14 protein-coding genes and 1 pseudogene are annotated in these 15,825 nt (G+C 39.5%); 9 read left to right on the forward strand and 6 right to left on the reverse strand.

Annotated features, from left to right (window positions below; translation table 11 throughout):
- The first annotated feature begins 43 nt into the window (after positions 1-43).
- The 8 genes from nadC to yacG all read left to right on the forward strand — a co-directional run bounded on the left by nadC (position 44) and on the right by yacG (position 7,245).
- Complete coding sequence (gene nadC / locus A6E04_RS03305; RefSeq protein WP_023604198.1) at positions 44-931, forward strand: carboxylating nicotinate-nucleotide diphosphorylase; 888 nt, start codon at positions 44-46, stop codon at positions 929-931.
- A gap of 348 nt (positions 932-1,279) precedes the next feature.
- Complete coding sequence (locus A6E04_RS03310) at positions 1,280-1,699, forward strand: pilin (RefSeq protein ID WP_083198890.1); 420 nt, start codon at positions 1,280-1,282, stop codon at positions 1,697-1,699.
- Complete coding sequence (gene pilB, locus A6E04_RS03315) at positions 1,700-3,391, forward strand: type IV-A pilus assembly ATPase PilB (RefSeq protein ID WP_065609986.1); 1,692 nt, start codon at positions 1,700-1,702, stop codon at positions 3,389-3,391.
- Between the two features lie 27 nt (positions 3,392-3,418).
- A complete protein-coding gene (locus tag A6E04_RS03320; protein WP_017022646.1) occupies positions 3,419-4,657 on the forward strand; it encodes a type II secretion system F family protein in 1,239 nt (412 codons plus the stop codon).
- A 108-nt stretch (positions 4,658-4,765) separates the two neighbouring features.
- Positions 4,766-5,653, forward strand: a complete 888-nt coding sequence (locus tag A6E04_RS03325; RefSeq protein ID WP_017022645.1) for a prepilin peptidase — start codon at positions 4,766-4,768, stop codon at positions 5,651-5,653.
- Positions 5,650-6,273 carry a dephospho-CoA kinase gene (gene coaE / locus A6E04_RS03330; protein WP_065609988.1) on the forward strand — a complete coding sequence of 208 codons (624 nt, stop codon included), beginning with the start codon at positions 5,650-5,652 and terminating at the stop codon, positions 6,271-6,273. The genes A6E04_RS03325 and coaE overlap by 4 nt, the downstream gene beginning before the upstream one ends.
- A gap of 8 nt (positions 6,274-6,281) precedes the next feature.
- Positions 6,282-7,028 carry a cell division protein ZapD gene (gene zapD, locus A6E04_RS03335; protein WP_012551089.1) on the forward strand — a complete coding sequence of 249 codons (747 nt, stop codon included), beginning with the start codon at positions 6,282-6,284 and terminating at the stop codon, positions 7,026-7,028.
- A 7-nt stretch (positions 7,029-7,035) separates the two neighbouring features.
- Positions 7,036-7,245 carry a DNA gyrase inhibitor YacG gene (yacG, locus tag A6E04_RS03340; RefSeq protein WP_012551090.1) on the forward strand — a complete coding sequence of 70 codons (210 nt, stop codon included), beginning with the start codon at positions 7,036-7,038 and terminating at the stop codon, positions 7,243-7,245.
- Positions 7,246-7,312: 67 nt separating this feature from the next.
- Here the strand turns inward: yacG and mutT are convergent, their stop codons facing one another.
- Together mutT and secA are read right to left on the reverse strand one after the other, a co-directional pair.
- Complete coding sequence (gene mutT / locus A6E04_RS03345; protein WP_065609990.1) at positions 7,313-7,714, reverse strand: 8-oxo-dGTP diphosphatase MutT; 402 nt, start codon at positions 7,712-7,714, stop codon at positions 7,313-7,315.
- A 99-nt stretch (positions 7,715-7,813) separates the two neighbouring features.
- Positions 7,814-10,537: a preprotein translocase subunit SecA gene (gene secA, locus A6E04_RS03350; protein ID WP_065609992.1), complete on the reverse strand. Its 2,724-nt coding sequence runs from the start codon at positions 10,535-10,537 to the stop codon at positions 7,814-7,816.
- A gap of 313 nt (positions 10,538-10,850) precedes the next feature.
- On the opposite strand from secA, the gene A6E04_RS03355 reads away from it, so the two are divergent.
- On the forward strand, positions 10,851-11,318 hold the full coding sequence (locus A6E04_RS03355; RefSeq protein ID WP_012551093.1) for a DUF721 domain-containing protein: 468 nt from the start codon (positions 10,851-10,853) through the stop codon (positions 11,316-11,318).
- Between the two features lie 62 nt (positions 11,319-11,380).
- Here A6E04_RS03355 and lpxC read toward each other — a convergent pair whose 3' ends face one another.
- The 4 genes and pseudogenes from lpxC to A6E04_RS03375 all read right to left on the reverse strand — a co-directional run bounded on the left by lpxC (position 11,381) and on the right by A6E04_RS03375 (position 15,688).
- Positions 11,381-12,298: a UDP-3-O-acyl-N-acetylglucosamine deacetylase gene (gene lpxC / locus A6E04_RS03360; protein ID WP_012551094.1), complete on the reverse strand. Its 918-nt coding sequence runs from the start codon at positions 12,296-12,298 to the stop codon at positions 11,381-11,383.
- Positions 12,299-12,526: 228 nt separating this feature from the next.
- Positions 12,527-13,639: pseudogene (gene ftsZ / locus A6E04_RS03365) on the reverse strand (cell division protein FtsZ); the annotation flags it as partial.
- 32 nt (positions 13,640-13,671) lie between these two features.
- Complete coding sequence (gene ftsA / locus A6E04_RS03370) at positions 13,672-14,934, reverse strand: cell division protein FtsA (protein WP_012551096.1); 1,263 nt, start codon at positions 14,932-14,934, stop codon at positions 13,672-13,674.
- 1 nt (position 14,935) lies between these two features.
- Positions 14,936-15,688 carry a cell division protein FtsQ/DivIB gene (locus A6E04_RS03375; RefSeq protein ID WP_241802886.1) on the reverse strand — a complete coding sequence of 251 codons (753 nt, stop codon included), beginning with the start codon at positions 15,686-15,688 and terminating at the stop codon, positions 14,936-14,938.
- Between the last annotated feature and the right edge of the window lie 137 nt (positions 15,689-15,825).

Here is a 15,825-nt window from a genome sequence, read left to right on the forward strand (position 1 = left end):
TTGTGTGAATCAACTTATTTCAAATAATTCAATGGACCTCAGCATGATTAAAACCCACGACAGCGACTCTCGTCTTGAATATTTAAAACAGCAACTTCCTGCTGAAATTACTCGCGCCGTTGCCGATACACTTCGTGAAGATCTAGGAGGAACACTTGATGTTTCTGCTGATATCACCGCAAGTTTAATCTCAGAAGACAGTCAATCTGTTGCGACGATTATTACCCGAGAACACGGTGTATTTTGTGGAAAAATGTGGGCTGAAGAAGTATTTAAACAATTAGGCGGGACCGTTACGATTGAATGGCACGTAGAAGATGGCGACAAAGTAAAACCAAACCAAACACTTTGTACATTAAGCGGTCCTTCACGCGCCCTACTAACGGGTGAGCGTAATGCGATGAACTTCATTCAAACGTTGTCTGGTTGTTCGACGATTACCGCAACCTATGCTGAAAAAATCGCACACACAAAATGCCGCTTACTTGATACGCGTAAAACTATCCCAGGGTTACGCAGTGCATTAAAATACGCCGTCGCGTGTGGCGGTGGTTATAATCATCGTATCGGTGTGTTTGATGCTTATCTAATTAAAGAAAACCATATCATTGCATGTGGTGGCATTGAAAAGGCCATTTCAACGGCAAAAGAATTGAATCCGGGCAAGCCTGTAGAAGTCGAAACAGAAAGTTTAGAAGAGTTACAACAAGCCATTGATGCAGGGGCAGATATTATTATGCTCGATAATTTCACCACAGACATGATGCGTGAAGCCGTTAAATTAAACGCAGGTCGTGCAGCATTAGAAAATTCAGGGAATGTCACTTTAGATACCATCGCGGAATACGCAGAAACAGGGGTCGATTATATCTCTGTGGGCGCCTTAACTAAGCACCTTACTGCAATGGATTTATCCATGCGTTTTAAATAAATTAATCTCACCTTGTTTTATAAAAGAGCTAGCCTTAATGGTTGGCTCTTTTTGTTTAGACTGTACATAAAAATCATCTACTTTCTTTGATGAACACCACATATATCCATTATGATAAATATCACTTAACCATTTGTTTCTAAAATAAGAATTGCGATCTACAGATCATTAAAAAATAGCATAAATTGAAGTGCGTCGTATTAGATTTGTAACTCCTCAATAAGCACATAATAAAGTGCCACCTCACTCGAAGTGCCTATTTTTCCTTCTATTATATCTCCCCATTCGTTTTATTATTTCACGCATCAAATAAAACATAAATCAGCCTGATTTATATTGGAGAAAGTAATGAACAAGCGTCAAGGACAGAAAGGCTTCACCTTAATAGAATTAATGATCGTAGTTGCAGTGATTGGAGTGTTATCAGCGATAGCTATTCCTAAATATCAAGATTTTGCGAAAAAAGGAGCCGTTGCTTCTGGTATCGCAACTCTTTCAGCACTAAAAACTAATATCGAAGATCATATGGCAACAAATGGCTCATTTCCAACAACTTCTGCTGCAGTTGGTATTATTAATTCTAGTATTGGTACTGTCGATTTAGATAAAAATGTTAGTGCTGGTGTAAAATTAACATTTACAGATGGCGCGGCAAGTGGAGCGATTGTAGCTATGGCACGCGAGGACTCTGGCGAATGGAAATGTTCATATAAAGGAGACACTATTCCTAAGGACCTATCAATCCCCGGTTGTGAGCATGCAAAATAAATGCACACCAACCTAGCTTCAATCTTGCGTCAAGCTGAACTCATTAGCTTGACGCAAGAAAATACCATTATCGAACACGTTCAATCTGGGGCACACACTGTGCTTTCTGCGCTTTTAGCTGCTCACATTTTCACGCCTGATGAATTAATCAGTCACCTTTCTCAAATTTTTGGTTTGGATGTCATTAATGTCGCTCAATATGATTACGCCACGTGCTGTCAAAAATTAGGGCTAAGGGATCTCATAACCCAACATCAAGCATTGCCGATTCATTATGATCACTGCTTGATTCGACTCGCAGTGAGTGATCCGAGTATTGCTCAAATTGAGGATGATTTTCGTTTCACTACCAACAAACAAATTGAATTAGTGTTAGCTGACGAAGGACAGCTTCAAGCGGCCATTCGGCGTCTTTATGGGAAAGGGTTATCGGATTCACAGCCATCACAAAATAAAGAAATTACCCAAGATGAGCTCGCATCACTGGTTGAACTATCCAGTGATGAAATGGTATTCACAGAAGATCTCAGCCAAGACGACGCCCCAGTTACCCGTTTTATAAACCAAATATTACTAGAGGCCGTTCGAAAAGGCGTGTCTGATATTCATTTTGAACCTTATGAAGAAACTTATCGTGTGCGTTTTCGTTGTGATGGGATTTTAGTAGAGAACAGTAGCCCTTCTTCTCATTTAAGTCGTCGTCTTTCAGCCCGCTTAAAAATCATGGCAAAACTTGATATCGCAGAGCGACGATTACCACAAGACGGACGCATCAAACTTAAACTGAACAGCGAAGTTTCCATTGATATGCGCGTCTCCTCTCTTCCTACGTTATGGGGTGAGAAGATTGTTCTTCGATTATTAGACAGCAGCGCGGCCAGTTTGGATATCGACAAACTCGGCTACAGTGATGCACAAAAAGAGTTATACCTAACGGCATTAAAACGCCCTCAAGGTATGATCTTAATGACGGGCCCAACCGGCAGTGGCAAAACCGTATCTCTTTACTCTGGCCTAAACATTTTAAATACGACAGAAAAAAACATCTCCACCGCAGAAGATCCTGTCGAAATAAATCTGAATGGCATTAACCAAGTTCAAGTAAACCCTAAAATTGGATTTACCTTTGCTTACGCCTTGCGATCATTTCTTCGTCAAGATCCCGATATTGTGATGGTCGGAGAGATCCGAGATCTAGAAACCGCCGAGATCGCAGTAAAAGCCGCACAAACAGGGCACTTAGTTCTTTCAACACTTCATACCAACTCAGCGGCAGAAACAGTGGTACGTTTAGGAAATATGGGGATCGAGAATTTTAACCTTGCCTCCTCTCTTACTCTTATTATTGCTCAACGATTAGCAAGAAGGCTTTGTCCTCATTGCAAAGCTATCGATCCATTAACCCCAGAGATCAGAGAAGAATATGGTATTGATTTATTAGGCACTGTTTTTCAAGCGCACACTGAAGGCTGTAATGAATGTACGCATGGCTATTCAGGGCGAATTGGCATTTACGAAGTGATGCCGTTTACCCGAGAGCTTTCCATTGCGATTTTAAAAGGCGCAACGGTAAGACAGATTGAACAACTTGCTATCAAGCAAGGCATGGATAATTTAGCCACATCAGGAATTAAACGCCTCGAAGATGGTACAACCAGCTTACAAGAATTAACTCGTGTTCTGTATTTTTAATCACTCAGCAGTAAAGTGAATTTACCCATGCTAAAAAAAACAACAAAAGTAAAAACACCGACCTTAAAAAACTTCCATTGGCGTGGTATCAATAGCACAGGAAAAAAGGTATCAGGTAAAATTATGGCTCTTACCGATACCGAAGTCAGAGCAAAACTTACCGCTCAAAGCATTCAGATTAAAAAACTAAAAAAACGCAGTATTTCTAGCTTTGAAAAAATGCGGCATGCCGTTAAGCGAAAAGACATTACCCTCTTCACCCGACAACTTGCGACAATGCTAGGGGCTGGTGTTCCTATCGTTCAATCTTTGCACCTGATTGCTGAAAACAATATCAAAGCAGAAATGAAATCCATTCTAAATCAAGTTTGCTTGTCGATTGAAGCGGGAACCCAACTGTCAAAAGCACTTTCAACCAGTTGCTCGCATTTTGATTCTTTTTATATTGATCTCGTGGCTACTGGAGAAGAGACAGGGAGCCTTTCTCTTGCCTTCTCTCGTCTCGCGGAATACAGAGAAAAAAGTGAAGCGCTTAGAGCTAAAGTCATCAAAGCGATGATTTACCCTAGCATGGTTTTTATCATCGCCATTACCGTGACGGTATTAATGCTAACTTTTGTTATTCCAGAATTTGAATCTATTTTTAAAGGGTTCGGAGCCGAGCTGCCTTGGTTTACCCAACAAGTTGTCAATGCTTCACATTTTCTTCAAAGCTATGGTTTTTTGATTCTATTAATGCTTGTTTCCGCTATTCTCTCGCTCAATTTACTGAAAAAAAAATCCTATCAATTTAGATTAATGGTCAGTCGACGTAGTCTTCAGATCCCCATCATTGGAACCGTATTATCTAAAGCCGCGATTGCTAAATTTAGTCGAACGCTAGCAACCAGTTTTAGCTCTGGCTTACCCATTCTACATAGCTTACACACCACCAGTAAAACTGCGGGTAATCTTCATTACCAACAAGCGATTCTCTCCGTACAACAAAATACCGCAGCAGGTATGCCTCTGTATTTAGCGATGCGCCATACCCAGACCTTTCCTGAAATGGTGTTACAGATGGTGATGATAGGGGAGGAATCAGGACAACTGGATGATATGCTCAACAAAGTCGCACTGGTGTATGAAGATGACGTCGATAACACGGTTGATAATTTAGGTAAAATACTTGAGCCTTTTATTATTCTATTTCTAGGAACGATGATTGGAGGGTTAGTCGTATCAATGTACCTTCCTATCTTCAATTTAATGAACGTTATTGGATAAAGTTAAAATAATTCAACCATGTTACCCCGACTCTCTCCTACTTCATTGCATCGAACTCTGATAAAATTAATTAACTAAAAATATAATTAATATCGGATGCAATTTCACATGGCTGCTTTTGAATACTACCCTTGGCTCTTTCCGCTCTTTGCTACTTTATTTGGCCTACTCGTCGGTAGCTTTTTAAATGTGGTCATCTACCGTTTGCCGATAATGATGGAAAGAGAATGGAAAAAAGAATGCATTGATTGCTTTCCTGATTTGAAATCCACATCAAAAACAACGGATGTAGAAGAAAAATTCAATCTAAGTGTTCCTCGTTCACGCTGTCCTAAATGCAATACTCAAATAAAATTTTACGATAACATTCCCGTTATTAGCTGGTTGTTGTTACGTGGAAAATGCCGCCAATGCAGTAATCCTATTAGCTTCCGTTATCCTGCCATTGAGCTTCTGTCAGGCGCAATGTGTTTTGGCGTCTCTTACTTATTACCATTTTCTTATTTTGCTATTGCTGCCGTTCTTTTCACTCTAACGCTTATTGCATTAACCTTTATTGATATCGATACCATGTTACTCCCCGATCAAATAACGCTGCCATTGCTGTGGGCTGGCCTATACTTATCCTTAGTCGGTTGGAGTTCTGTCAGCTTAATCGATTCGGTCATTGGAGCCATGGCTGGTTATTTAATATTATGGTCCATTTATTGGGCATTTAAATTATTAACCGGTAAAGAAGGCATGGGGTATGGGGACTTTAAATTATTAGCCGCACTTGGTGCTTGGCTTGGTTGGCAACAATTGCCATTAATCGTTTTATTGTCTTCTATTGTTGGTGCCATCATTGGCATTGCAATGTTAAGGGCACAAAAAAATGGATATGACAAAGCCATTCCATTTGGTCCTTATCTCGCGATTGCAGGTTGGATATGTTTATTGTGGGGCCAAGAAATTAGCCAATGGTACTTCACCTCAATTCTAGGATTTCCCGTATGAGTTATGTCATCGCTATTACTGGTGGTATAGGCAGTGGTAAAACGACAATTGCAGATAAATTTAACCAATTATATGACATTGATATTGTTGATGCCGATATCATTGCTCGTGATGTTGTTAAACCGAAAACAAACGGATTACACCAAATCGAAGCGCATTTTGGATCCTCGATTTTATTAAGTGATGGCAGTTTAAATCGTGCAGAGTTACGACAACGTATTTTTTCTGATCCAAAAGAAAAAGAATGGCTAAATAATTTACTTCATCCTTTAATTCGCCAAGAGATGCAACATCAGATTACTCTGACTCAATCACCATACGCTTTACTCGTTGTCCCTCTATTAGTTGAAAACAATCTACAAAACTTAGCAAATCGTATTCTCATTGTTGATGTTTCGGAGCAAACTCAAATTAATCGAACAATGAATCGTGATAGAGTAACTAAAGAACAAGTTAATGCTATTCTTGCTTCTCAAGCAAGTCGAGAGCAACGTCTGGCGATTGCCGATGATGTCATTGATAATAGCCAACAAAATGTAGACCTTAATAGCAAAATTGCTCTTCTACATCAGAAATATCTGGTATTGTCTCAAGCCTCTAAGATAGAAGAAAAGAATTGATAACGACTATGAATGGACTTGGAATGCAAAAGTTTGAACATCCTTTAAATGAAAGGACTCGAATTTATTTACGTATAGAATCTCTATTGCGTAAGCTTGGTCATTCTGCTGATTTAACACAACCTTACGAATACCAAGTGTTCTTTAGCTCTTTATTCCATATGTTGGATATTTTAGAGCAAGTTCAAGTCAAAGCCGATCTAGGGAAAGACTTAGAGAAACTGCGTTTACAATACCGTGCATGGATGAATATTGAAGGCGTCGATCAATCTGCGCTTCTTTCCGTATTAGAACAAATAAGTCAAGTTCACCAAAACCTAATGCAAACGACTCGCCCAGGACATAGCCTAAAAGAAGATCGCTTTCTTTCTGCATTGAAGCAACGTTTCTTTATTCCTGGTGGCGATTGCTGTTTCGATTTACCTGCACTTCATCATTGGCTACACCTCCCTCTTGATGTACGTTGTCGAAATACACACAACTGGATGTCTCAATTACTCTCTCTGTCTGATGCTTTATCTCTATGGTTACGTTTAACCAGAGAAACCGCACGGTATACACCTCAGATTGCACGTAATGGATTTATGCAAAGCGAAATGGAAAATTCCAATTTACTTCGCTTAGAAATCCCGATTGACCAAGGTGTTTACCCAATGATCTCTGGGCATAAAAGTCGATTTGCGTTACGCTTTATGTCTTTTGAAACAAACAAGAATTGTGAAAAAGACATCGAGTTTACCCTTGCTGTCTGCTGAGGAAATTATGTCACAACCGAACAGTCAACAACCAACGATCGTGAAATGTCCAACTTGCCAAAACAAAGTCGTTTGGAATACAGAAAGTGAATTTCGTCCTTTTTGCAGCAAAAAATGCCAAATGATTGATTTTGGTGAATGGGCAGATGAAGAGAAGTCAATTGCTGGTGCACCTGATATGTCAGACTCTGATGGATGGTCATCAGAACCGTATTAATACATCCATATAAATAGAAAAGGTGAATCTCAATGATTCACCTTTTCTATTCTATCCAGGTTCATATTTATCTTAAGTAACATGTCATCACTTTATTTAAGATCGGTACATTGGCTTCTGGAAATTCATACTGATTCAATTCAGAAATAGGTACCCACAACCCCTGTTGACCTTCTTTTCCATAAGGGAAATGGTTAAATTTAGTCACAGTAAAAAAATCAAAATAGAGCGATTTATCAGAATAGTCATGATTTAACGATTCAAATAACGTTAATTCCGTCGTCTCTATCCCAACCTCTTCGTTAAGCTCTCTTATTAATGCCTGCTCTGCGCTTTCATCAAGCTCGACCTTTCCACCAGGAAACTCCCAAAAACCACCTTTATGAGCCTTGTCTGGGCGTTTAGTGATGAACACTTGATCTTGCTCTTCATTTAAAATAACCGCAGCCACAATATGTACACGCTTCATTATCTTCCCTATATTTTTCAATTTTAAATCGGCATCGCTATAAAAAAAGCCGCTAACAAGAGCGGCTTTTTATTTATTCATGCGCAGGTAAATGACTGACTAGATTTTACCATGGCATTGTTTGTATTTTTTACCTGAACCACATGGGCATACTTCATTTCGTCCAACTTTACGTTCATCACGTACCATTGGTGAGTGGCTTTGATCTGAAGAATGACCGTCATCAAGTTGATTTTCTGCATTTTGATGCTGTAGTTTTTGAAGTCGAGCAACTTCTTCTGCATTTTTACGACGTTGCTCTTCCATACGTTCAACATCTTCTTGTTGTTGAACTCTGACTTTACTTAAAATTGAAACAACATCCAATTTTAATGTATCAAGTAAACCTTCAAATAACTCAAATGACTCACGCTTGTATTCTTGTTTCGGGTTCTTTTGAGCATAACCACGTAAATGAATACCTTGACGTAAATGGTCCATCGCCGCTAAGTGTTCTTTCCATAATCCATCAAGCGTTTGCAGCATCACGGCTTTTTCAAAGTTACGTAGAACAGATTCGCCAACAGACTCTTCTTTCTCTTTATAAACTTGGAATGCACTTTCAATAATTTTTTCACGTAGGTTATCTTCATGAAGTTTATTATCGCTGTCTAGCCATTCTTGAATTGGTAAATCCAAATCAAAATCAGTACGTAGACGAGTCGTTAACCCTTCAATATCCCACATTTCTTCTAATGATTGTGGCGGAATATACTGACCAAACAACCCTTCAAGTACGTCTTGACGATTATGATTAATCATTTCACTGATATCATCAACGTTCATTAACTCATCACGTAATTCATAAACGACTTTACGTTGGTCATTTGCAACATCATCGTATTCAAGTAATTGTTTACGAATATCGAAGTTACGACCTTCAACTTTACGCTGTGCGTTTTCTATCGCTTTAGTTACCCAAGGATGCTCAATCGCTTCGCCTTCTTCCATACCTAACTTTTTCATCATGTTAGACACACGATCTGAAGCAAAGATACGCATTAACGCATCTTCCATTGATAAGTAGAAACGTGAAGAACCAGCATCACCTTGACGACCAGCACGACCACGTAATTGATTATCAATACGACGTGATTCATGACGTTCTGTACCAATAATATGAAGACCACCAGCAGTCAAAACCGTATCATGCGCTTCTTTCCAAGCGGCTTTAATGGTTTGAACTTGTTCAGCAGACGGATTATCTAACTTAGCAACTTCTGCTTGCCAGTTACCACCCAACACGATATCAGTACCACGACCAGCCATGTTTGTAGCAATAGTTACGGCGCTTGACGTACCCGCATTAGCAACGATATCGGCTTCTTGTTCATGGAATTTAGCATTAAGAACGTTGTGCTTAATTTTTGCTGTTTTTAATGCATTTGAAAGTAATTCAGATTTTTCAATTGAAACAGTACCAACCAATACTGGCTGACCACGTTCAGAACACGCTTTAATGTCTTCAATGATAGCTGCAAATTTTTCAGCTTCAGTCATGTAGACCAAATCACCCATGTCATTACGAGTCATTGGACGGTTCGTTGGAATAACAACCGTATCTAAACCATAAATAGACTGGAATTCAAAAGCTTCAGTATCAGCGGTACCCGTCATTCCAGATAGTTTGTCATATAAACGGAAGAAGTTTTGGAATGTGATAGAAGCTAATGTTTGGTTTTCATTTTGAATTTTCACACCTTCTTTCGCTTCTACAGCTTGGTGCAAACCTTCAGACCAACGACGACCAGGCATAGTACGGCCAGTATGTTCATCAACGATGATAACTTCATCGTCTTTTACAATATAATCGACGTCTTTTTCAAACAATACATGAGCACGTAATGCCGCATTGATATGATGAAGTAAACTAATGTTAGCAGGAGAATATAACGTATCCTCTTCTTCCATTAAGCCTTCATCTTTTAGTAATTGTTCAACAAATTCTTGACCATTTTCAGTTAAATGAGTTTGCTTGCCTTTTTCATCTAATGTGTAATGACCTTCACCGCGGTAATCTTCGCTGTCTTCTTCATCTTGTTTAACAAGCTGAGGGATCAGTATATTGATACGGGTGTATAGCTCAGAACTGTCATCTGCAGGACCAGAAATGATCAATGGAGTACGAGCTTCATCGATTAAAATTGAATCCACTTCATCGATTACCGCAAAATAACGCTCACGTTGAACACGGTCTTCAGCACGGAAAGCCATGTTGTCACGTAGATAGTCAAAACCAAACTCATTGTTTGTTCCGTATAATATATCGGATTGATAAGCTGATTTTTTTTCTTGCGGTGGCATATTCGGTACATTAATACCAACTGTCATGCCTAAGAATTCAAATAATTCGCGGTTTGTCTCTGCATCACGCTTAGCAAGGTAATCATTCACAGTAACAACATGAACACCTTTACCTGTTAACGCATTTAAGTAACATGGTAGGGTTGCCGTTAATGTTTTACCTTCACCTGTACGCATTTCTGCGATTTGGCTATCATTTAGCACCATGCCGCCAATCATTTGTACATCAAAGTGACGCATGCCATATAAACGCTTAGAAGCTTCACGAACTGTTGCGAATGCTTCTGGCAGTAAATCATCTAAAGATTCACCTTGTTCTAAACGTGAACGGAACTCTATCGTTTTCGCTTTTAATTCTTCGTCTTGTAATGATTCGAATTGTGGTTCAAGTTTATTAATTTGGTCAACAATTTTACGTAGCTTACGTAATGTACGATCATTACGGCTACCAATAACTTTAGTTAGGATTTTAGAAAACATGATTCCGTTGCTTCTCTTATCTCTTGATCGTAATAGATCGTTTAATTTGAAATTTGAATCAATCACCTAGAGAAATTACTCTAAGAAAAATACTTCTTCGGTATAATTATTTTATGGGGATGAGGCAATGATTTTTCAAGGCCTGAGCTGATGGTTGTGTTGCTTATCAGCATAAGTAATAATTAAGAAAGTATAAGCGATAATGTAAAGCAATCCTAAGTTAAATCCGTAGAGTTTGATTTCAATTCTGAAAAATTCAGATCTAATTGGCATTTATGACTTTTTCCTAGCTTATTTATGAGATATACCAATAATGCGTGACCATAGACCTCAACCGGCAAATGATTTTTTCAATAATACTCGATTTAAAGATCTACAAGAAAAAGCGATTATTTTGTCTAAATTATCCCATGTTTTAAAAGATTCATTGCCTAAAGGCTGTGAAGATCATTGCCGTGTGGCAAATTATCGCCAAGGATCTTTAGTGATCGAAGTGTCAAGCAGTGTCTGGGCAACACGAATAAACTATGAGCGATTAACGATACTGTCTACATTTCGTAAGCACGGCCTACCAGGATTATCGAACTTAGAGGTTAAGATCAACCCAGATCTCGCTCGATCTTTTGTGGGAGAAAAGCCTGAGGTTTATAAAACAGAAACGCAGGCAAAACGAGAGTTATCTAAAGCAGCCGCAAGTGCTTTGGAAATGGTTGCAGAAACCGCTTCACCAAAATTAAAAAAACGCTTAGAGAGCCTAGCTGCATTGGCAAATAAAAAATAAGCTTTATTCTTCAGACATAAAAAAAGCCAAGCAATGCTTGGCTTTTTTATTTCGATGATAGTTTACGCAAGAACCATTCCCGGTTGCATAAACGCAACTGGAGAGTCTTTTTCATCTTCAATGGTTGTCCACTCCCATGCTTCTTGATCAGCAAGAACGGCACGGAGCAACTGATTATTTAGTGCATGACCTGATTTATAAGCACTTAACTCACCAAGAATACTATGACCACACATATAAAGGTCGCCAACAGCATCTAGTACTTTATGTGTTACAAATTCATTTTCAAAACGTAACCCGTCTTCATTAAGAATACGGTAATCATCTAGTACAATAGCACAATCAAAACTGCCGCCTAAACATAGGTTTTGTGATTGTAAGTACTCGATATCACGCATGAACCCAAAAGTACGGGCACGTGAAATATCTTTAATAAACGATTGGCTTGAAAATTCAAACACTAACTTTTGGTCATCCGATTCAATCGCAGGGTGATTGAAGTCAATTGTGAAATCTAAGCGGAAACCGTTATAAGGACGAATTTCAGCCCACTTATCACCATCTTCAATGCGAACAGGTTTCTTAATACGAATGAATTTCTTCGCTGTATTAAGTTCTTCAATACCCGCAGATTGTAAAAGATAAACAAAAGGACTCGCACTGCCATCCATAATTGGAATTTCAGGAGCATCGACTTCGATAACTACGTTATCAATACCAACGCCCGCTAATGCAGCGTTTAAGTGTTCAACCGTTGAGATTCGTACGCCATCATCATTAACTAACGCTGTGCATAGCATAGTATCGCGAACTGACTCTGGATCCGCAGGGAAATCAACCGGTGGATTAAGGTCTGTACGACGATAAATTACACCTGTATTTGCCGCTGCAGGACGAAGAGTAAGCGTGACTTTACGGCCTGAGTGTAAACCCACGCCTGTCATTTGCACTATACTTTTCAGTGTACGTTGTCTGATCATATGCTCATCCCAACTTAAATATACTTGAATCCAAACCAATTCAATGAACTGGTTTGGGATTTTAGCATAAGTCTTCTAATAAAACCAAATCGTTTTGATGATTAATTAGTCAGCTTGACGACGTAAGAACGCCGGGATATCTAAATAATCTTCTTTTTGATCTGGTTTAGCTTGTGCTGCACCTGCATTCTGAACACCAGCCGCCGGAGAGGTCGATGTTGTTTGCTGTGGTGCTGGTTTCGTTACTTGCACATTTTGTGCCGCTTTCTCAACAACCGGTTCAACAACTGGAGCTTCTACCTTTGGCTTAACTTGAGCCGCTGGTGTTTGTTGTGCTGGTGCAGAGGTTGCTTTATTTGTTACTAATGTAATTTCAGGCTTTTTTTCAGTGCCGATACCAGTCGCAACAACAGTAACTCGAATTTCATCAGTCATATCAGGGTCTAAAGAGGTACCAATAACAACTGTCGCATTATCTGAAGCAAATGCTTTTACTGTGTTACCAACGGTTTCAAATTCGTCAAGGCGCATATCAAGACCAGCGGTAATGTTAACAAGAACACCACGAGCACCAGCCAAATCGATATCTTCAAGCAATGGGCTTGAGATAGCCATCTCAGCCGCTTCTTCTGCTCTTTCTTCACCAACGGCGACGCCGCTACCCATCATTGCATGTCCCATTTCAGACATTACCGTACGAACATCCGCGAAATCGACGTTGATCATACCAGGACGAGTAATTAACTCAGCAATACCTTGAACTGCATTACGAAGAACATCATTTGCTTTCGCAAACGCTTCTAATAACGTAATACCACGACCAAGTACTTTAAGTAATTTTTCATTTGGAATCGTAATTAATGAATCAACATGTTTTGATAATTCTTCGATTCCTTGCTCAGCAAAAGCAAGACGCTTACGACCTTCAAAGCTAAATGGCTTTGTTACGACAGCAACAGTCAAGATGTTCAGCTCTCTTGCAACTTCAGCAATAATTGGAGCCGCACCAGTACCTGTACCGCCCCCCATGCCAGCTGCAATAAATACCATATCGGCACCCATCAGAGCTTCTTTAATCGCTTCACGATCTTCTAGAGCTGCATCACGGCCTACTTGTGGGTTTGCACCAGCACCTAAGCCTTTCGTGATGTCTCCACCAATCTGAATAACTGTGTTTACACTCGTCTTACGAAGTGCCTGAGCATCAGTATTGACACTGATAAACTCAACGCCTTCAATTGACTCACGTACCATGTGTTCAATGGCATTACCGCCACCGCCACCTACACCAACAACTTTAATTACTGCGTCGTCGGACATTTCCATCATCGGCTCAAACATTTGTTCTCTCCGTTTCTTCCTGTTCGCTCAGGTTAAAACTCTTTTAGTATCCAATTTTTAAATTTCTTAATTACGGTAGTAAACGATTGATGCTTACTTGGCACATAATCGTCGTCGTCATGAAACTGACTTTCTTTACCGTAATGTAAAAGACCTACCGCTGTTGCTTGATATGGTTCTTTTACGTAATCTGTTAGGCCTGTTACATCTAGAGGTTGGCCAATTCTTACTTGGGTCTGGAAGACTCGTTCTGCGCAATCAACCAAACCATCAATTTGTGATCCACCACCAGTCAATACAATACCAGCGGCAAGATGATGCTTAGTTCCTTCAGTACGTAATTTGTCCTGAATCGCGATAATGCGTTGGTTTACTAAGCCTAACAGTTCAGAATACCTTGGTTCAATCACTTCTGCTAGCATTCTTCGTTGTAAACTTCTTGATGGACGCCCACCAACACTAGGAACATTGACCGTTTCATCACGATTAATGTGCTCACTAAGTGCACAACCATACTTTACTTTTAATTTTTCAGCATCGTTAAATGGTGTACCAAAAGCGTAAGCTATATCACTAGTTACTGCATTTCCAGCATATGGAAGCACTTCGGCATGACGTAATGAACCATCAGTCCAAATCGCAATATCCATTGTACCTGCGCCGATATCGACAACACAAACACCAAGATCACGTTCATCTTCAGTGATAACAGCATTACTTGAAGCTAGACCTGAAAATATAATATGTTCCACTTTCAAGCCACAACGTTCAACGGCCTTCACAATATTCCTTGCCATATCATTATGGCACGTAATGAGGTGAACGCTCACTTCCATTCTCATACCTGACAAGCCAATTGGATTACGGATGCCTTTTTGAACATCTATCGTAAATTCTTGTGGTATTACATGCAGTGTTCGCTGTTCGTCACCGATTTTAACGGATTTTGCAGTATGAATAACACTGTCCATATCATCTTGGGTAACTTCTTCTTCAGATATCGACCCCATTCCTTTTTCTATCTGGCTCGCAATATGCTTTCCTGATAAAGAAATAAATACAGAAGTAATCGTGCACTCAGCCATCAGTTCAGCTTGATCAATCGCGCGTTGCACCGATTTCACTACTGACTCAAGGTCATTGACACCACCTTTATCCATTCCACGAGAGGGACACGAACCAGAGCCTATTACACTCACTTGGCCATCAGGTAAAACCTCACCCACGAGTGCGGATACTTTGTTTGTACCTATGTCTAAACCAACAATAATACTGCCTTCTGGCGTTTTACTCATGTCAATTCTCTTCTTTGTCTTCTAGATTTTCTGATTTCCAGCCAACAGCGGCACCGGTGTCATAACGAAGATCTATGTAATCAATCGAATGTTTCTTATCTGCTAATTGCTTATATAAAGCAATAAAGCGTTCCACTCTTTCTTCACGCGCATCGCGACCAAGTTCTAATCGAATACCATTATCGAGAACCACTTGCCAAGATAATCGTTCAGTTAACGCAACACTGTGAACCGTAATATTTAGTGGTTTAAATTCTTTTTGTAGTTGATGCCAAAAACTCAACACTTCTTTACTGTCCGTATCTGGACCAAATAATGCAGGCTTTGGCTCTAACAAATCGCTCATTGGTGCATTAAAAACAACACCTTCAGGATTAACAATAACGCTGTTATTCCATGTTGCTTCCGGTTGATTCTCAACCACAAACACTTTAATCGTTTCTGGCCATTGCTTTCTAACCGAGACTTGAGCTATCCAAGGCAAAGATAACAATGCATCTTGCAGTTTATTGACATCCTGAGTCATGAAGGTACCGACAGAATCCATAGACTCAATGGCTCCACGAATATCATCAGCCGTTATATGTTTTAATTGTCCTTGAATGATCATGTGAGATAAGGGCAATCTATCTTTATCCGTCATCCAGCTAATCGTCGACACTAACAACCAAAGCGAAATGATAATAACAAATAAAAGAAATAAGCCACCTGGTAAGTGTTTTCTTATTTTCTCTTTATCAAATGATGTATTCATTTTGACAGTCTTAATCATATAATTTTCATAACAGTGTTAATAAACAATGTAATGCCTACCTAATTCGCTCAAATAGACATTAAGTAATGCCAAAATGCCATTATCTAATAATTATAGGGTGTAAAAACCCTCTATCC

The sequence above is a fragment of the Aliivibrio logei genome, assembly GCF_001691055.1.
Taxonomy (GTDB): Bacteria; Pseudomonadota; Gammaproteobacteria; order Enterobacterales; family Vibrionaceae; genus Aliivibrio; species Aliivibrio salmonicida.